Origin of the sequence: Bifidobacterium saguinibicoloris, from assembly GCF_019331725.1 — a bacterium.
Taxonomy (GTDB): Bacteria; Actinomycetota; Actinomycetes; order Actinomycetales; family Bifidobacteriaceae; genus Bifidobacterium; species Bifidobacterium saguinibicoloris.
In genome coordinates this window covers 1-17,934 of sequence record NZ_JAHBBF010000013.1, presented here as the reverse complement: position 1 = coordinate 17,934, position 17,934 = coordinate 1, and the positions used below count along the sequence as shown (strand labels likewise).

Genomic DNA, 17,934 nt, shown 5'->3' with positions numbered 1-17,934 from the left:
GAATCATGTCGCATCACCCTCACTGGACGGCGGTCGGAACGTACGGCGTATGGAGCCGAATCAGACCCACTGCCCCTTGCCATCGGACGACGAGGAGGCGTCGCCCTTGTCCGGCATGAGCAGGCCGAGAATGCGGTCCATGTCCTCCGGCGAGGAGAACACGATCTCGATGCGCCCATGCTTCGGCGTGCCCTTGATGCTGACCTTGGTGTCGAAACGGTTCTCTAGGTTCGTCTGAATGGGTGAGCCGGCCCACGGGTTGTTCTTGTTCGTCTTGGGCTTCTTGGGTTCCTTGCTTTCCAGGTTCGCCATGGAGACGATTTCCTCGGTGCTACGCACGGACAGCCCCTCGGCGATGATCCGGTTGGCAAGCTTGTCCATGCTCGCCGTGTCGTTCAGGCCGAGCAGTGCGCGCGCATGGCCGGCGGTTAGGATGCCCGCGGCGACCTTCTTCTGTACGGAAGAAGGCAGGTTGAGCAGACGCAGGGTGTTTGCGATCTGCGGACGGGACTTCGAGACCGACTTGGACAGCTGGGCCTGGGTGAGGCCGAACTCATCGATCATCTGCTGGTAGGCGGCCGCCTCTTCGAGCGGGTTGAGGGCCACGCGATGCAGATTCTCAAGCAGGGCGTCGCGCAGCATGTCGTCGTCGGCCGTCGTCTTGACGATCGCCGGGATGGTGTCGAGTTCCGCAAGCTGGGACGCACGCCAACGACGTTCGCCCATGATGAGCTCGTACGGGCTGTCGAGATGGCCGTCGAAGCGGTTGGCGGGCTTATGCCCCTCCTGCTTCCTGCGCGCCTCATCGATCTGCGCCTGCGGACGCTTGCGCACGACGATCGGCTGCAGTACGCCGACTTCCTTGATGGAGGCGGCGAGTTCGTTGAGGTCGTCCTCGTCGAAGACGGTACGCGGCTGATGTGCGTTCGGTCCGATTTCGTCAAGCTTGAGTTCGGCGAGGTATCCGCCGACGACCGGCTTGAGCTCCGGCTCCTTGTCCGTATCCTTATCGCCCTTGGCATCCGTTGCGGAGGACGGTGTTTCACGTGAAACCTTGTCGTCCTTCTCTCCGGCATCAGCGGATGACGACGGCTCGACAGCCGTAATCGCCTTCTTCGCCGGCGCCGGCGTGATGCCGACGGTATCACTGAAGAACATGTCGCTCGGATGCGCGATGTCGTCGAGCGTCGGCATGGCGGCGCGACGGTTCTTGGAGGAGGTCTTCTTCGCGGGCTTGGCTTCGGTCTTCGATGCAGGCGCAGGGGCGATGGGCTTCACGACAGGCTTCACCGCGGACGGTGTTTCACGTGAAACCTTCAGCTCCTTCTTCTCGGACTCCTCCCCCGGCAGGTCGGGGAACAGTGCGCCCAGGCCCTTGCCAAGACGGGATTTCGATGCCATATCGATCAGGCCTCCTTCATGCGTGCTGCGATGGCGTCCAGAACGGACGGCGAACGACGTGCGATTTCCAGTGCGGCTTCAGCGTATGAAATCGCGCCCATGCCATGCGGATCGTAGGCGATGACGCTCTTGCTGAAGCTCGGAGCCTCGGAGATCTTCACCGTGCGCGGGATGGTGGTGTCCAGCACGATGGACGGATAATGCTGCTTGACCTCGTTGAACACCTCACGGCTCAGCAGCGTACGACGATCGAACATGGTGACCAGCATCGTGGAAACGGTGAGACTCGGGTTGAAGTGGTCCTGTACCAGTCCGATCGTGTTGATGAGCTGGCCGAGACCTTCGAGTGCGTAGTACTCCGCCTGAATCGGAATCAGCATCTCATGAACCGCGCACATCGCGTTGATCACCAACAGGCCAAGGCTCGGCGGGCAGTCGATGAACACGTAGTCGTAGTGGACCTCGGAAGCATCGAGATAAGCGTCGAGCGCCTCCTTGAGCAGGGTGTTGCGATTCGGCAGATCGGCCACCTCGAGTTCAGCGCCGCTCAAGTCGATGGAGGCCGGCACGACATCCAGGGTCTCGAAGTCGGGGCACTGATGCTTCACCTCGGCCAAGGACAGACGGCCTTCGAGCACGTCGTACACGGAGGGCTCCCCCGAGGCGTGACGCACGCCGAGTGCGGTGGAGGCGTTGCCCTGCGGATCCATGTCGATGACAAGAACCTGCGATCCACTGTTCGCAAGAGCCGCGGCGATGTTCACCGTGGACGTGGTCTTGCCGACGCCGCCCTTCTGGTTGGCAACCGCGATGAGTCGCGTACGCGACGGCTTTGGATAGGTCGCCTGCTGCAGGCGGGCGTACCGGCTGGACTCCTGTGCGATTTCAGCTCCGACCGACGAACTTCCCTCGCTGAAGATGCGCTTCAGCGTCTGTTCGGCGGACTCCATAGGCTCCTGATGCTCAGCCACGACTCCTCCTTGGCAACATAACTCGCTCCAGTTTCTCTATGCACATGGACAGGAATCCACATGCCACGAAGTTATCCACAAAAATGTGGATAACTGTGGATAACTCGACTCCCGGTTATCCACACGATGTTTTCCACAACGTCTTTGGTCAATATTTCCAACGATTTTAGGTTTCGGCCGAGTGAACGTTGAATTGTGGATAACTTTTCGGCAGTCTACAAATTGTGGATAACTGCCTCCCTTATCCACATCAATCCGCGTTCACATCGACCTGCTCAGACCGTCCCATGTCATTGCTTGTCCACCAGCACGATATGCGTGGGCTCCAGGCCGGGGCCGACCGGGGCTTCGCAGACACGCGGGTTGGCGCCGTGACGCTTGGCGATCTCCTTGGCCGCCTTGTCGATCTCCGCCTGTGCCGAACGTCCTTTCAAGGCGACCAGTCGCCCATGCGGCTTCAACAGCGGCAAGGTCCATCCGGACAGCTTCGTCATCGGCGCGACGGCACGGCAGGTCACCACCGCATACGGGTGCAGCTGACGGTCATGCCGCATCGCGTCGATGACCTCTTCGGAACGTGCGCGGAACACGCTCACGTTCTTCAGACCCATCTCGTCACGGCATTCCTTCAGCCATGCGACGCGACGTTCCATCGGTTCGATCAGTGTGAACTCATGATCGGGCAGGCAGGCGGCCGCGACCAGACCGGGGAACCCTCCCCCACTGCCGACGTCGGCGACCGTCTTGAATCGGACACCCTTCGTCGCCTCACGCACGAACGGCACGATGGCCGCCGAATTGAGGATATGCCGCTCCCAGATGATGTCGACGTCACGCGGGCCGATGAGTCCGCGCGGCTCTCCCTCCTGTTCGAGTTTCACGTGAAACACCTGCAATGCGGGCAGGGCGTCCCCCAGCACTTCGGCAAGAATCGGCGAGCCCTCAAGTTGATCCGTCATATCACTCCGCTTTGGTCAGGCCGCACGCGGCGGCATCAGAACGGCCCCTCGCCTGAAGGTGAGGGGCCTCGATGAAAACCCGGTCACTCCTCGATGTCGTCGTCACCCTCATCCGTCTCGGCGTTCGCCCGCAGATAGATGGTGACGTAGCGATGCGGTTCCTCGCCATGGGAGCGGGAACGCAGCCCCTCCTCGCGCACGACGTCATGGACGACCTTGCGCTCGAAGGAGTTCATCGGCTTGAGGTTCACCGGTTCGCCGGTCTCCTTCACCTCGTCCACCGCGTCAAGGGCGATGTCATGCAGACGCTGACGCTTGCGCTTGAGGAAGCCGTCGACGTCGACGATGAGGCGCGAACGTTCGCCGGTCTTCTGTTGGACCGCCAGTCGGGTGAGCTGCTGCAGGGCGTCGACGACTTCGCCGTTGCGTCCGATGAGATGCTTGATGTCGGTATCGTCGTCGGCGACGATCTGCACCATCGGACGACCATTCCTCACGCCCATCTCGATGTCGCCGTCGTAGTCGGCGATGTCCAGCAGACCTTCGAGGTAGTCGGCCGCGATATCGGCTTCGTCATTGAGCTGATCGACGGTCTTGTCGTCTTCCTGGGTCATGGATTCCTCCTTGTTTCGAGGGTTCTATGGTAACAGTCTAAACCAGCGGCACTTGGGTCCCCCGCCGTGTGCCGGGATAGTTCGGCCCGATGTTCCACGTGAAACATCGGGCCTAACTTACTCACTTCTTTTTGCTGCGCTTGCGCTGCGGCTGCTGACGCTGGAATCCCTGCGTCGCCTTCTTGTCCGCTTCGTCCTTGGCCTTGGCGAGCTCCTCTTCCTCGAGGGACGGCAGTCCGGCCTTGGCGCGGCGGACGTTCTCGTTCTTGTGGTCGCGGATCTTCTTCTCGTCGGCGGCGGGCGAGCCCGGCGTCGGGAAGGCGTACAGCTGCCAGAACGTACGCAGCAGGTTGCACACGTTGTTGGTCAGCCAGTAGACGAGCACGGCGAACGGCATCGTGAAACCGGAGAAGATGTACATGAGCGGCATGATCCACAGCATGGTCTTCTGCATGGTGGCGGCCTGCCCCTGCATGGTGGCCGGGTTCATGTTCCGGTTCATGTTGAGCCACTGCATGTAGAACATGCAGGCGCACATGAGCACCACGAAGGAGACGATGACGACCTTGCCGACCGTGTCCGCGGTGCCGAACATGTCGGTCACGCTCACCAGGCCGAACACCTTGGACTTGGCGAACTCCTGCGCGGTGGCCACATCGAAGGCGCCGAGCGCGGCGCGCTTCCCACGGGCGATGAACGGGATGGCGGAGAGTACATAGAACATGCACATGAACACGGGGCCCTGCACCAGCAACGGCAGGCACGAACCAGCCGGATTCGCGTCGTTGTCCTGGTAGAGCTTCATCATCTCACGGCTCATGGCCTCTTTGCTGGCCTGATCCGTCTTGCCCTTGTACTTGTTCTGGATGTGCTGCATCTTCGGCTGCAACGCCTGCATCTTGCGCATCGACTTCATCTGCTTGTAGTAGATGGGGAAGATGCACGCGTGCACGACGAGCACGAGGAAGATGATCGACAGCACCCAGGAGACGCCGACGCGCGGCATGAACAGGGAGAGGAACTCGTGGAACAGGTTCATGATCTGCGTCATGAGCCATTCCACCGGGGTCAGCAGCTTATACAGCCATCCCCAGAATCCGCTGTCCAGCATGAATTGGTTTTGGTTAAACATCGTTCGGGATTACCTCACTTATCGGCCGGCAACGGCGTCAATCGCGGCTCCTCATGGCACGACGACCATGAAAAACGATAGAACAGGGAAAAGCGCTGCGGCACATCATCGATGCCGCCACGATTCCACGGTCGGCATCTCAGCAGCCGCAACACCGCCAAAGTCCCCCCGCGGACGGCACCGAAACGCTCGATGGCCTGAATCGCATAGTTCGAACAGCTGGGGTAATACCGGCAGCAGGGCACGGCGCGCCGTGCGGAGAACGTGCGCTGATACCAGCGCACCGCCCGCAGCATGCCATCCCCCAACGCGCTCATGATTCCTGCGTCACCTTGCGGGACACTTTGGCGAAACCGGAGGCCATTTGCTCGTCCAAGGACTGGAACGACGCGGATGCGGCGCTTGGCTTCGCGCGAAGCACGATGTCGATGCCCTCGGGAAGTCGGTCCTCATACCGCGCGGCCAGCACGCGGAAACGACGCTTCACCGTATTGCGGGTAACCGCGTTACCCACCGCTTTGGATACGGCAAGACCCACGCGCCGTGCCTGCGGCGTCACATTCCCGTGAACGACCGAATCGCCGCGCACCAGATAGTGCACGACGATGTCATTGCGGGATATCTTGTGACGGCGCTTGAGCACGGCGACGAAATCACCGTGGCTTTTCAGCCGTTCCAAACGAATCTCAGCCGTCGAAAACCGGAAATCAGGCGGCCAGGGTCTTGCGGCCCTTGGCGCGGCGACGGTTGATCATGGCGCGGCCGGAACGGGTGCGCATGCGCGCGCGGAAGCCGTGCTTCATGTGACGACGACGGTTGTTGGGCTGGAAGGTCCTCTTCATAATCGCTCCTAAGTCTTTCGGCCACGCTTACGCGCGGCTCACACGTGAGTCAAGCTATACCAAACTACCCTCACCCCTCCCCAGACGTCAACATGCGGGCATTTTATTCACAATTGGCCCCTTGGACGCACTGCGTTCACCGTGCCGGAACGTTGGTATGACGCCACTGCGCGCATGGAAGTTATCCACAAATTACACTTGTGTTATTCACATTCCAATGATTGCAACACGCAAGCCTGTGGATAACTTCCCCGGTCTTGAGTAAAAATAGTACGCGCACTGTATTCGCGCACGGACGGAGAAAGGAACGGTATGGCCGCAGAGTCGAACGACCCCGTAGCGCAGGCCAACCGTATCTGGTCCGACACGCTGCGACTGCTCAAGCAGAACTCCTCCCTGTCCCCCCGGGACAAGGGGTGGCTCGAGGGTGTGTACCCAGAGGCGATGTTCGGCACGACGATCGTGCTGTGCGTCGAGAACGCCGGAACCCGTCAGGCGTTGGAGAACGAACTGCGCAAACCCCTGCTCGATGCCCTTCGACTCGTGACCGGCCAGGACATGTTCCCCGCCTTCAAGATCACGCCGCGCGAGCAGCATGCCGAACCGGCGCCGCAGCCCCAGCCGGCGAAACCGGCCAAGCCGAAGGTGCCGACCCCGGCGGACGTCGTGGGGCGCACGCCCTCCATCGCCGATCTGGCCAGACAGCCGTTCGGCTCCCGAGGCCCCGTCCCCAAGGTGCCGACCACGGTCCCGACCGCTGCGCACCAGCCGCAGCAGACCACGGACTATCCGATCAGCCGCAACAAGGTGGCCCGCGATCCGGAGACCCACCTCAACAAGAACGCCACGTTCGACACGTTCGTTCCCGGCGATTCCAACCGTTTCGCGCGAACCGTGGCCCTCGCCGTGGCGGAGGGCTCCGGCCGCGACTTCAACCCGCTGTGTATCTACGGCGGCTCCGGTCTGGGCAAAACGCATCTGCTCAACGCGATCGGCAACTACGCACTCGTCAAGGATCCGAGCCTCAAGGTCCGATACGTGAATTCCGAGGAGTTCACCAACGAGTTCATCGAGGCGCTGCAGAACCCGAACCAGTCGCAGGGGCAGATCGCGGAATTCAACCGCCGCTACCGCGAGGTCGACGTGCTGCTCATCGACGACATCCAGTTCCTCGGCGGCAAGGAAGCCACCCTGGAGCAGTTCTTCCATACGTTCAACGCGCTGCACCAGGCGAACAAGCGCATCGTCATCGCCTCCGACGTGGCGCCGAAGAACCTCAAGGGCTTCGAGGCGAGGCTCATCTCCCGCTTCGATTCGGGTCTCACGGTGGATGTGAAGCCGCCGGACCTGGAGACGCGCATCGCCATCCTGCGCATGATGGCCTCGATGAACCACAGCAACATCCCCAACGATGTGCTCGATCTCATCGCCGAACGGTTCACGGAGAACATCCGCGAACTGGAGGGCGCGCTCACCCGCGTGACCGCGGTGGCGAGCCTGAGCAACCAGCCGGTCACGCGCGCGATGGCCGAGCAGACGCTGCAGGATTTCTTCACCACCGACGTGGAGGTGAAGCCCACCGACATCATCAGCCAGGTGGCGAAGTACTTCCATCTCACGTTCGACGACATCGTGGGCCGCTCGCGCATGAAGAGCATCGCCATCGCACGTCAGGTGGCCATGTACCTCACCCGCGAGATGACGAGTCTGAGCCTCGTGGACATCGGCAAGGTGTTCGGCGGCAAGGACCATACCACGGTGATGCACGCCTGCGACCGCATCAGCAACGAGATGCAGGAGCGCCAGGAGGTCTACAACTACGTGATGGAGCTCACCGTGCGCCTCAAACAGGGCAACGCCGACATCGACAAGTAGCACGCTCGTCCAGCAGAATCGTTCTGGGCGAGCGTTTTTCGCATGTTGCCCGCCGCACGGCGAAAACCGCCGGAAACGTTCGTCAGGAGCGATCCTGCGGGCCGGCGCGTGTCCGGCGGCCCTGGCAATCGTCCATTCCGGGACGTCCGGACGCCGCCCGCATGACCATTCCATGCCATTCCCACCGTCTCCGCCCGGAGGCCTCCATCCGGGAGAATCACGCACAGCGAACGTTTTCGGGGGTTTTCGGAGCCGCTCGGGAAAACCGTCGAAATCGTTCGTCAGGAGCGATTCTGACGGACGGAAGCCCCCGCAACACTCCGAGCGGACGACGATTTTACGGAAAAGTTATCCACAGCGTTATCCACAAATGTGGGTAACCGCGGTGTATAACCGGTGGATTACCCCGGGTTCCGTTGTGGAAAACCGGTGGATGAGACCCATCCCATTGTGGATTACCGCGTGATGAGCATGAGCCTGTGGATAAGTCGGCCAGTTATCCACATTACTTGGCACCAGTTATCCACAATCGGCACCCCACCCTGAAGCCAGTCGGCAGAACGGGCGCGCGACGTTTTCCACACTATCCACAAGCCTTATTACGACTACTACTTACGTTCTCTCTCCACTCACCATCACCTGTACCCTCACCTTCCCCGCGCGAGGACGGCGGCAGCCGCCCGAGTCGCTAGAATGAGACCCAGCCGGACAACCGCACGCCGAACCGTGTGAGAACCGATCGCGTGAACGAAACCGAACCACCGAAAGCAGGAACCATGAAGGTCGAAATCGAATCCGCCGCACTTGCCGACGCCGTGGCATGGACCACCCGCGTCATCGACGCCCGTCCGTCGAACCCGATTCTCGCCGGCATCAAGCTCGAAGCGGTCGACGGAACGCTGCAGTTGTCCGCGTTCAACTACGAGATTTCCGCCCGCCACCACATCGAGGCCGGCGTGGATGAGCCCGGAACCGTGCTCGTGCTCGGCAAACTGCTCGCCGACATCACCAAATCGCTGCCCGCGGAGAAGACCTACCTCGCCACCGACGGCTCCACGATGACCATCACCTCCGGCAAGTCGACATTCACGCTGCAGCTCATGCCTGATGCCGAATACCCGGATTTGCCCGGAATTCCGCCGAAACTCGGCCAGGTCGACGCGCCGACGTTCGTGCAGGCCGTGGCTCAGGCGTGCGTCGCCGTCTCCCGCGAGGAGAACCGCCCGGTGCTGACCGGCGTGCGCATGCAGTTCGACGGCGACAAGGTGATCATGACTTCGACCGATCGTTTCCGTCTGTCGCGCGCCAGCTTCACCTGGACCCCGATGGACATGGACACGAACACCACCACGCTGGTCCGTGGTTCGCTGCTTCGCGACATCGCCCGTTCGCTCGACGAGCACCAGAACGTCGTCCTCGATTTCGACGTGGAAAGCCCGTCGTTGCTGGGATTTGAGAACGCCGGACGAGTCTCCACCTCGCAGCTCATCGATGGTGAGTTCCCGGCGGTCGATCGTCTGTTCGCCGACGAATATCCGATCCAGGCGGTGCTCAACCGCCAGCAGCTGCTCGGCGCGATCAAGCGAGTGGCCCTGGTGGCGGAGCGCAACGCCCCGATCCGCATGGCGTTCGCCGGCCAGGAGCTCACGCTTTCCGCCGGTGCGGCCGATGAGGCCCAGGCCACCGAGGTGCTGGACATCGACATGGACGGCGAGGACATCACCGTGGCGTTCAACCCCGCCTACCTCATCGAGGGTCTGAGTGCGATCACCGAACCGTTCGTCCGCATGAAGATGACGACCGCCGTCAAGCCGGTCGAATTCAACGGCCAGCAGGAGTCCGATTCCGACGAATCGATGGACTACCGCTACCTGCTCGTCCCGATGCGCCTGAGCGCCTGATTTTCGCACGACTTTTCGCTTACGTTTCGCAATGTTTTCGCACTTGCGAAACGTAAGCGAAACTCATTTCGACCAAAGAAAAATCCGAAAGGCATCCACCGTGTACGTTTCGCGTCTCGCACTCGACCACTACCGCTCCTGGGGAAGCGTCGTGGTCGACCTCGAGCCCGGCGTGAACGTGCTCCACGGCGAGAACGGACTCGGCAAGACCAACATCGTCGAGGCGGTGGAGGTGCTGTCCACCGGCACCAGCCACCGCACGTCCTCCTCGCTGCCGCTCGTCGAACGCGGCGCCTCCAAGGCCGTCATCCGCGCCAACGTGACCGAGCCGGCGGAGGACGGCTCCTCCCCCGCCCGCGTCACCACCTACGAGGCCACCATCGCCGCACGCGGCGCCAACCGCGCCCGCGTCAACTCGGGCGCCTCGCAGTACCTGCGCGACATCGTCGGGCGCGTGCCGTCCGTCGCGTTCACCCCCGACGACCAGCGGCTCGTCGCCGGCGAACCCGCCGTACGCCGCAACTTCCTCGACCAGGCCGGCGCGCTCCTCGTGCCCCGCTACGCCGAACGCCTCCAGCAGTTCACACGCATCGCCCGCCAGCGCGCCGCCCTGCTCAAGCAGCTCGGCGCCCGCGAAGGCTCGTTCGACGCCGCCCTCAGCGGCCTGGAGGTGTGGACCGGACAGTTCATCGAGACCGGTGTGGAGCTCACGCGCGTGCGCGCCGGAGTCGTGGAGCGTCTCACCGGGCCGTTCGCCCGCATCTACGGGCGGTTGGCGTCCGGACGCGGCGAGGCCGCACTCTCCTACGTGCCGTCGTTCGCCGAGGTGACGGACGCGGGCGATGCGGACGCCGATCCACGTCCCGCCATCGCCGCCCACTTCCAGCGTCTGTACGCCGGCGAGGTGTCGCGCGGCGTGAACCTCATCGGCCCCCAACGCGACGACCTCGCGCTCACGCTCGACGGCATGCCCGCGCGCGACTTCGCCTCCAACGGCGAGATGTGGACGATGGCGTTGGCGCTGAAGATGGCGTTGTACGAGGCCACCGCCGCGGAGCGCGGCGTCAGGCCCATCGTCATCCTCGACGATGTCTTCGCCCAGCTGGACGAGCGTCGCCGCGAGCAGATCCTCGGCTTCGCGTCCGCCCAGGACCAGGTGCTCGTCACCGCCGCCGCGGCCGGCGACATCCCCGGCAACCGGGAGGCGCACATCATCGACGTGGCCGCGCTGCGGCGCGGCATGGATACGGACATGCCGAACGCGGCCGAGGGCGGCGCATGAGACCGCCCGTCGCCGTGACGCTGAAGCTCGACCAGCGTGAGCTGCCCGCGCAGGTGTTCGAACGGTACGCGGCCCGGCAGGACACCCGCAAGGCGCGCGCCGCCAAGGCCGAGGCGGCATGGGAGAGCTTCGGCAAACCCGGGCGCGACCCGGCGCGGCTGGGCGGCGTGGCGGCGCTGCTCGCCCGCAACGGCGACTGGATCCCCCATCTCAAACTCGCGCAGCTCAACAACCATTGGGACCAGGTGGTGGGGCCGGTCATCGCCCAGCACTCCCACGTGGTGTCCCTGCGCGAGGGGACGCTCATCATCGGCACGGAATCGCAGGTATGGGCCACTCAGCTCACCTACCTCATCCCCCAGCTCACCGACACCATCCGCCGCAATCTCGAGGGGCTCGACATCCGCGAGATCCGTGTCACCGGCCCCTCGGCCGGGTACACGCGCCGCTGGGCCCGCCGCCGCTGAGTGGGCACCCGCCGAACCCGCGTCGGAATCGCCCGACGAAGAAGGAAAAGGGCCCTATATGGCGTTCGTCGTCCAAAACGAGTAGAATCACAGGCAGTATGGTCAAAACGCTCCTAAGGCCCTTAGCGGGCGATTTTGGGGCATGGGCCCGCGAGACAACCCCTCGCGTTGAAGTGAAAGCAGGAGGGAGCCCTGTGGCGGATTCGTTGGACAAAGCCGAGAGCAAGGAAGCACAGCTCAAGGCCGCGGACGAACACATCAACAGCACCGAATTGCAGGAAGGCGAGCTCGACGAGTCGATGACCCCCGAGCACTACGACGCCTCCGACCTCAAAGTGCTCGAAGGCCTCGAGGCGGTGCGCATCCGCCCGGGCATGTACATCGGTTCCACGGGCCCGCGCGGCCTGCACCATCTCGTCTACGAGATCGTCGACAACTCCGTCGACGAGGCGCTGGCCGGCTACGCCAGCCATATCGAAGTGTCCATCCTGCCGGACAACGGCATCCGCGTCGTCGACGACGGCCGTGGCATCCCGGTCGACATCGTGCCGGGCGAAGGCGTCTCCGGCGTCGAGACGGTCATGACCAAGCTGCACGCCGGCGGCAAGTTCGGCGGCGGCGGCTACGCGGTCTCCGGCGGCCTGCACGGCGTGGGCATCTCCGTGGTCAACGCGCTCTCCACGCGCGTGGACGTCGAAGTGCGCCGCCAGGGATTCCACTGGACGCAGACCTACATCGACCAGCACCCCACCGCGCGTCTCGCCAAGGGCGAGCCGATGGCCGAAGGCGAATCGACCGGCACGTCCGTCACCTTCTGGGCCGATCCGGCGATCTTCGAGACCACCGTGTACGACTTCGAGACCCTGCGCTCCCGCTTCCAGCAGATGGCGTTCCTCAACAAGGGCCTCAAGATCACGCTCACCGACCTGCGCCAGGCCGACCAGGCCGGCGACGAGGTCGCGGGCGACGGCGACAACCCGCTCGAGGAGACCCACCAGACCGTCACCTACCAGTACGCGAACGGCATCAAGGACTACGTGGACTACCTTGTCAAGTCCCGCAAGGCCACGCCCGTCGAGGACGAGGTCATCAACTTCGACGCCGAGGACCTCAAGCTCGGCATCTCCGCCGAAATCGCCATGCAGTGGACCACCGCCTACTCCGAGGCCGTCCACACGTTCGCCAACACGATCTCCACCACCGAGGGCGGCACCCACGAGGAAGGCTTCCGCGCGGCGCTCACCGGCCTCATCAACCGCTACGCGCGCGAGAAGAACATCCTCAAGGACAAGGACGAGAACCTCTCCGGCGACGACGTGCGCGAAGGCCTCACCGCCGTGGTGTCCGTCAAGCTCACCACCCCGCAGTTCGAAGGCCAGACGAAGACCAAGCTCGGCAACTCCGAAGCCAAGACCTTCGTGCAGCGCGTCATGACCGACAAGCTCGGCGACTGGCTCGACGCCCACCCGAGCGAGGCCAAGAACATCATCAGCAAGGCCATCGAGGCGTCCCGCGCCCGCATGGCCGCCAAGAAGGCCCGCGAGAACACGCGCCGCAAGTCCATCTTCGAATCGGCCGGCATGCCGGACAAGCTCAAGGACTGCCAGTCCTCGAACCCGGAGGAATGCGAGCTGTTCATCGTCGAGGGCGACTCCGCAGGCGGCTCCGCCATCCAGGGACGCAACCCGGAGACGCAGGCCATCCTGCCGCTGCGAGGCAAGATCCTCAACACGGAGCGTGCCTCCATCGACCGCATGATGAAGTCCGACACCATCGAATCGCTCATCACCGCGGTGGGCGGCGGCTACGGCGAGGACTTCGACGTGAGCAAGGTGCGCTACCACAAGGTCATCATCATGGCCGATGCCGATGTGGACGGCGCGCACATCGCCACGCTGAACCTCACTCTCTTCTTCCGCTACATGCGCCCGATGATCACCGCCGGCTACGTGTACGTGGCCATGCCGCCGCTGTACCGCCTCAAGTGGACGCGCGGCGACCACGACTACGTGTACACCGACCGCGAACGCGACGAGAAGCTCGCCGAAGGCAAGGCCGCCGGCCGCCAGCTGCCCAAGGGCGAAGGCATCCAGCGCTACAAGGGTCTGGGCGAGATGACCTACCAGGAGCTGTGGGAGACCACCATGGACCCGGAGCGCCGCATCCTCAAGCAGATCCACATCGAGGACGCCGCCGCAGCGGATGAGACCTTCTCCATGCTCATGGGCGACGACGTGGAACCGCGTCGCCTCTTCATCCAACGCAACGCGAAGGATGTTCGCTTTATCGATGCCTGACCGGCATCGAACCGGACCCCACGCCGCCGCCGTACAGGCGCGCGGCGACGACCCTGTGTAAGCAACCAAAGGAAACAGTCAAGTGGCAGACGAACAGAGCACCGGCGGCAACGACTTGCCGGAGCAGAACGACGAGCGCGCCGAACGCTCGATGGAGCCCACGAGCCCGCAGGCCAACGAACAGCTGGTCCTCGACGAGCACCGCGTGGCCCATACCGACATCCAGAAGGAGATGCGCCAGTCGTACCTCGACTACGCGATCTCCGTCATCGTGGAACGCGCCTTGCCGGACGTGCGCGACGGCATGAAGCCCGTCCACCGCCGCATCGTGTACGCGATGTACGACGGCGGCTACCGTCCGGACCGCGGCTACTCCAAGTGCGCCCGACCCGTCGCCGACGTGATGGGCAACTACCACCCGCACGGCGACGCCGCCATCTACGACACCCTCGTGCGCATGGCCCAGCCGTGGTCGATGCGCTACCCTCTCGTGGACGGCCAAGGCAACTTCGGCTCCGCCGGCGATGACCCGCCCGCCGCCATGCGTTACACCGAGTGCCGCATGATGCCGCTCGCCATGGAGATGGTGCGCGACATCGACAAGGACACCGTCGACTTCGTGCCCAACTACGACGGCCGCACGCAGGAACCCACCGTCCTGCCCTCGCGCTTCCCGAACCTGCTCGCCAACGGCTCCGCAGGCATCGCCGTCGGCATGGCCACCAACATCCCGCCGCACAACATGCGCGAGCTGGCGGACGGTGTCCACTGGGCGCTCGACCATCCGGACGCAAGCCGCGAGGAGCTGCTCGACGCGCTCATCGGCATCATCAAGGGACCGGACTTCCCCACGGGCGCCACGATCCTCGGCCACAAGGGCATCGAACAGGCGTACCGCACCGGCCGCGGCCTCATCACCATGCGCGCCGTGGTCAACACGGAGGAGATCAAGGGGCGCATGTGCCTCGTGGTCACCGAACTGCCGTACCAGGTGAACCCGGACCGTCTCGCCGCCTCCATCCGCGAAGGCGTGCGCGACGGCAAGATCCAGGGCATCGCCGACATGCGCGACGAGACCTCCGGACGCACCGGACAGCGCCTCGTGCTCGTGCTCAAGCGCGACGCCGTGCCGAAGGTCGTGCTCAACAACCTGTACAAGCACTCCCAGCTGCAGCAGACGTTCGGCGCGAACATGCTGGCGCTCGTCGACGGCGTGCCGCGCACGCTCAGCCTCGACGCGTTCATCCGTCATTGGGTGACCCACCAGCTCGAAGTCATCGAACGCCGCACCCGCTACCTCAAGCGCGAGGCCGAGGAACGCGACCACATCCTGCAGGGCTACCTCAAGGCCCTCGACATGATCGACGAGGTCGTGGCGTTGATCCGCCGCTCCCCCGACGCCGACGCCGCACGCACCGGCCTGATGGAGCTGCTCGACGTCGACCAGGCGCAGGCGGACGCCATCCTGTCCATGCAGCTGCGCAGGCTCGCCGCCCTGGAACGCCAGAAGATCCTCGACGAGCATGAGGAACTCATGCGCAAGATCGCCGACTACAACGACATCCTCGCCAAGCCGGAACGCCAGCGCGCGATCGTCGGCGACGAGCTCGACGAGATCGTCGCCAAGTACGGCGACGAACGCCGCACGAAGATTCTGCCGTTCAGCGGCGAGATGAACGTGGAGGACCTCATCGCCGAAGAGAACGTGGTGGTCACCGTCACGCACTCCGGCTTCATCAAGCGCACCAAGGCCGACGAATACCGCGCCCAGCACCGCGGCGGCAAGGGCATCAAGGGCGCCAAGCTGCGCGAGGACGACGTGGTGGATCACTTCTTCCTCACCTCCACGCACAACTGGCTGCTGTTCTTCACGAACAAGGGCCGCGTGTACCGCCTCAAGGCGTACGAGCTGCCCGAAGGCTCTCGCGACTCCAAGGGCCAGCACGTGGCCAACCTGCTGCAGTTCGGCCCCGACGAGACCATCCAGGCCGTGCTGTCCATCCCGAACTACGAGGTGGCCAAGTACCTGGTGCTCGCCACCCGCTCCGGCAAGGTGAAGAAGACCGCGCTGGCCGAATACGATTCGCCGCGTCAGGGCGGTCTCATCGCCGTGCGTCTCATGGCCGACGAGAACGGCGAGACCGCCGACGAGCTCATCGGCGCCGCGTTGTGCAACGCCGAGGACGACATCATCCTCGTCTCCAGGCAGGGCATGAGCCTCAAGTTCGAGGCCGACGACGCCCAGCTGCGTCCGATGGGCCGCCAGACCGCCGGCGTGCAGGGCATGAAGTTCCGCGACGGCGACGAGCTGCTCGCCATGGACGTGGTGCCGAGCGAGACCGACAAGGACCTGCTCGTCGTCACCGACGAGGGCTTCGCCAAGCGCACGGCGATCTCCGAATACCGTCTCCAGGGACGCAACGGCTACGGCGTCAAGGCGCTGCAGCTCGCGGAAGGCCGCGGTTCGCTGGTGGGCGCGCTCGTCGTGTCCGAGGACGACCAGGTCATGGCCATCATGAAGTCCGGCAAGGTGATCCGCTCCGATGTGGCCGAAGTCAAGCGCACCGGGCGCAACACTCAGGGCGTCACGCTCGCCAAGCCCGACAAGGGCGACGTCATCATCTCCATCGCGCTCAACGCGGAGAAGGACGATGACGAGGACGAGACGGCGGCCGAACCGGCCGACGGGCGGGACGGCGCGACGACGGCGGACGTGGCCGCGGACGTGGAGAATGTGAACAACCCTGCGGACGGTGAGTAATCGTCGGCGAAGATTGCTAGTCTCGGCTACAGATTGCGGACAGAGACCAGCGGAAGAACCGTGAAGGAGCAAGATGAACAACGAAGAGCAGCATGAGGAGAACGCGCCCGAGGTGAGCCTGCCGGAACGCCCCGAGCCCGTCGCACCCGTCGAGTCCGCCGCGCCCGCCGCCGAGGAGAACGGCGAACGCCGCGCCCCGCGCGTGGCCCGCTCCGTGTCCAACGCGCCGCTGGCCGGCGATTCCCGCACGCACGTGCATGAATCGGACGAGAAGGTCGGCTCCGGCGTGCCGGTGCGTCCGGCGAAGCGCCGCGGCACCCCGCGCGCCCGTCGTATGAACCTTTCGCTCACCCGCCTCAACGTGTGGAGCGTGGCGAAGGTGGCCTTCATGATGTCGATCGCCGGCGCGATCATCGAGATCGTCGCCGCGGCCCTCGTCTGGGTGCTGCTCAACGCGGTCGGCGTGTTCGGCCAGATGACGGACATCGTCTCCTCCACCGGCCTCGACGCCGGCGGCTTCGACATGGCGAGCATCTTCTCCCTGCCCACGGTGCTGTCCGTGGTGACGATCCTGGCGATCGTCGGCGTGGTGCTGTTCACCCTGCTTGCGGTGATCATCGCGGCCATCTACAACGTGGTGAGCGCCTTGGTCGGCGGCATCCACATCACGCTCGGCGACGACTGATCGTTCCGCTCGCCGTTCCGGCCGGCCCGTCCGGCTGTGCCGGTCGGTCGACGGTTTCTGTTCCGTCAGGTTGTGCTGTCCGGTTGTTCCGGATGGTGTACGACTTTCACGAGGCCCGCTTCGGCGGGCCTTCGTCGTATATACGGTTGGTTGTGTGTGCGTGCGGCGCGCGTGCGTGCGGTTGTGTGTGTGCGTGCGGTTGTGTGTGTGCGTGCGGCGTGTGTGCGGCGTGCGGTTGGTTGTGCGGTCGGTGTTCGCTTGCCGGGCGATGGGCGGTCGATGACGTCGGATGGGTATGTGATCGCCATGCGATTGGGCGCGGCGGGGTGCGATTGGGGTGCGGCACGCCGGAGAGGCGGACGGTTGTTGCCGTCGGCGTGCGGCTGATTCGGGGATTTGACGCCGATGTGTGCGTTTTGACGGATGTTGTGGCAGAAAAATTTCGAAGAATGTGCTGTTTTGTGCATGTAACCGGTCACAATAGTGCTATACTGTTCAGTGTGACCGGTCGGACGGTCCGACAGGATAAAACAAGGATGTATTCCTTCGAAGGAGAGGGTCGATATGGCTTCAGCCGATGTCGCAGCCGTGTCCTCCCGCCATTCCGCAACGCCGCAGGTGAATAGGCATAAGGCGGATTGGCGTGGTTGGAAGTTCATGTGGCCGTTCGCGGTGGTGTTCGTGTTCGTGTTCATCATCCCGATCGTGTACGCCATCTATATCAGTTTCTTCAAGAAGCAGATGATC

At 63.9% G+C, this 17,934-nt stretch carries 15 protein-coding genes and 1 pseudogene; 8 read left to right on the top strand and 8 right to left on the bottom strand.

What is annotated here, in order from left to right:
• Positions 1–60: 60 nt before the first annotated feature.
• From KIH78_RS08360 to rpmH, 8 genes are all read right to left on the bottom strand, one after another.
• The gene (locus KIH78_RS08360) at positions 61–1,401 is read right to left on the bottom strand and encodes a ParB/RepB/Spo0J family partition protein (protein ID WP_219131990.1); all 1,341 of its coding nucleotides are present in this window, start codon (positions 1,399–1,401) and stop codon (positions 61–63) included.
• A 5-nt stretch (positions 1,402–1,406) separates the two neighbouring features.
• Complete coding sequence (locus KIH78_RS08355; protein ID WP_219132020.1) at positions 1,407–2,351, bottom strand: ParA family protein; 945 nt, start codon at positions 2,349–2,351, stop codon at positions 1,407–1,409.
• A 311-nt stretch (positions 2,352–2,662) separates the two neighbouring features.
• Complete coding sequence (gene rsmG, locus KIH78_RS08350; protein ID WP_219131989.1) at positions 2,663–3,331, bottom strand: 16S rRNA (guanine(527)-N(7))-methyltransferase RsmG; 669 nt, start codon at positions 3,329–3,331, stop codon at positions 2,663–2,665.
• Between the two features lie 83 nt (positions 3,332–3,414).
• On the bottom strand, positions 3,415–3,945 hold the full coding sequence (locus KIH78_RS08345) for a Jag family protein (protein WP_219131988.1): 531 nt from the start codon (positions 3,943–3,945) through the stop codon (positions 3,415–3,417).
• A 121-nt stretch (positions 3,946–4,066) separates the two neighbouring features.
• Positions 4,067–5,077 (bottom strand): membrane protein insertase YidC, encoded by a 1,011-nt coding sequence (gene yidC / locus KIH78_RS08340; RefSeq protein ID WP_219131987.1) that lies wholly within the window; start codon positions 5,075–5,077, stop codon positions 4,067–4,069.
• Between the two features lie 14 nt (positions 5,078–5,091).
• Positions 5,092–5,373, bottom strand: coding sequence for a membrane protein insertion efficiency factor YidD (gene yidD / locus KIH78_RS08335; protein WP_219132019.1), 282 nt, complete (start codon positions 5,371–5,373; stop codon positions 5,092–5,094).
• 17 nt (positions 5,374–5,390) lie between these two features.
• Positions 5,391–5,756 carry a ribonuclease P protein component gene (rnpA, locus tag KIH78_RS08330; protein WP_219131986.1) on the bottom strand — a complete coding sequence of 122 codons (366 nt, stop codon included), beginning with the start codon at positions 5,754–5,756 and terminating at the stop codon, positions 5,391–5,393.
• Positions 5,757–5,784: 28 nt separating this feature from the next.
• Positions 5,785–5,919 carry a 50S ribosomal protein L34 gene (rpmH, locus tag KIH78_RS08325; protein WP_214314673.1) on the bottom strand — a complete coding sequence of 45 codons (135 nt, stop codon included), beginning with the start codon at positions 5,917–5,919 and terminating at the stop codon, positions 5,785–5,787.
• Between the two features lie 312 nt (positions 5,920–6,231).
• Between rpmH and dnaA the strand changes: the two genes are divergently transcribed.
• The 8 genes and pseudogenes from dnaA to KIH78_RS08285 all read left to right on the top strand — a co-directional run.
• A complete protein-coding gene (gene dnaA / locus KIH78_RS08320; RefSeq protein ID WP_219131985.1) occupies positions 6,232–7,794 on the top strand; it encodes a chromosomal replication initiator protein DnaA in 1,563 nt (520 codons plus the stop codon).
• Positions 7,795–8,570: 776 nt separating this feature from the next.
• On the top strand, positions 8,571–9,695 hold the full coding sequence (gene dnaN, locus KIH78_RS08315) for a DNA polymerase III subunit beta (RefSeq protein WP_219131984.1): 1,125 nt from the start codon (positions 8,571–8,573) through the stop codon (positions 9,693–9,695).
• Between the two features lie 100 nt (positions 9,696–9,795).
• Positions 9,796–10,977: a DNA replication/repair protein RecF gene (recF, locus tag KIH78_RS08310; protein WP_219131983.1), complete on the top strand. Its 1,182-nt coding sequence runs from the start codon at positions 9,796–9,798 to the stop codon at positions 10,975–10,977.
• On the top strand, positions 10,974–11,444 hold the full coding sequence (locus KIH78_RS08305) for a DciA family protein (RefSeq protein WP_219131982.1): 471 nt from the start codon (positions 10,974–10,976) through the stop codon (positions 11,442–11,444). Before recF ends, KIH78_RS08305 begins: the two co-directional genes overlap by 4 nt.
• Positions 11,445–11,638: 194 nt before the next feature.
• The gene (gene gyrB, locus KIH78_RS08300) at positions 11,639–13,741 is read left to right on the top strand and encodes a DNA topoisomerase (ATP-hydrolyzing) subunit B (RefSeq protein ID WP_420830144.1); all 2,103 of its coding nucleotides are present in this window, start codon (positions 11,639–11,641) and stop codon (positions 13,739–13,741) included.
• 82 nt (positions 13,742–13,823) lie between these two features.
• Positions 13,824–16,502, top strand: a complete 2,679-nt coding sequence (gene gyrA, locus KIH78_RS08295) for a DNA gyrase subunit A (RefSeq protein ID WP_219131981.1) — start codon at positions 13,824–13,826, stop codon at positions 16,500–16,502.
• Positions 16,503–16,575: 73 nt separating this feature from the next.
• Complete coding sequence (locus KIH78_RS08290; RefSeq protein ID WP_219131980.1) at positions 16,576–17,187, top strand: DUF3566 domain-containing protein; 612 nt, start codon at positions 16,576–16,578, stop codon at positions 17,185–17,187.
• 564 nt (positions 17,188–17,751) lie between these two features.
• Positions 17,752–17,934: pseudogene (locus tag KIH78_RS08285) on the top strand (carbohydrate ABC transporter permease); the annotation flags it as partial.

Bases quoted from the DNA above. Each gene is read 5' to 3' on its own strand.
- KIH78_RS08360 (WP_219131990.1), bottom strand. From the start codon at position 1,401: ATGGCATCGAAATCCCGTCTTGGCAAGGGCCTGGGCGCACTGTTCCCC.
- KIH78_RS08355 (WP_219132020.1), bottom strand. From the start codon at position 2,351: ATGGAGTCCGCCGAACAGACGCTGAAGCGCATCTTCAGCGAGGGAAGT.
- rsmG (WP_219131989.1), bottom strand. From the start codon at position 3,331: ATGACGGATCAACTTGAGGGCTCGCCGATTCTTGCCGAAGTGCTGGGG.
- KIH78_RS08345 (WP_219131988.1), bottom strand. From the start codon at position 3,945: ATGACCCAGGAAGACGACAAGACCGTCGATCAGCTCAATGACGAAGCC.
- yidC (WP_219131987.1), bottom strand. From the start codon at position 5,077: ATGTTTAACCAAAACCAATTCATGCTGGACAGCGGATTCTGGGGATGG.
- yidD (WP_219132019.1), bottom strand. From the start codon at position 5,373: ATGCTGCGGGCGGTGCGCTGGTATCAGCGCACGTTCTCCGCACGGCGC.
- rpmH (WP_214314673.1), bottom strand. From the start codon at position 5,919: ATGAAGAGGACCTTCCAGCCCAACAACCGTCGTCGTCACATGAAGCAC.
- dnaA (WP_219131985.1), top strand. From the start codon at position 6,232: ATGGCCGCAGAGTCGAACGACCCCGTAGCGCAGGCCAACCGTATCTGG.
- dnaN (WP_219131984.1), top strand. From the start codon at position 8,571: ATGAAGGTCGAAATCGAATCCGCCGCACTTGCCGACGCCGTGGCATGG.
- KIH78_RS08305 (WP_219131982.1), top strand. From the start codon at position 10,974: ATGAGACCGCCCGTCGCCGTGACGCTGAAGCTCGACCAGCGTGAGCTG.
- KIH78_RS08290 (WP_219131980.1), top strand. From the start codon at position 16,576: ATGAACAACGAAGAGCAGCATGAGGAGAACGCGCCCGAGGTGAGCCTG.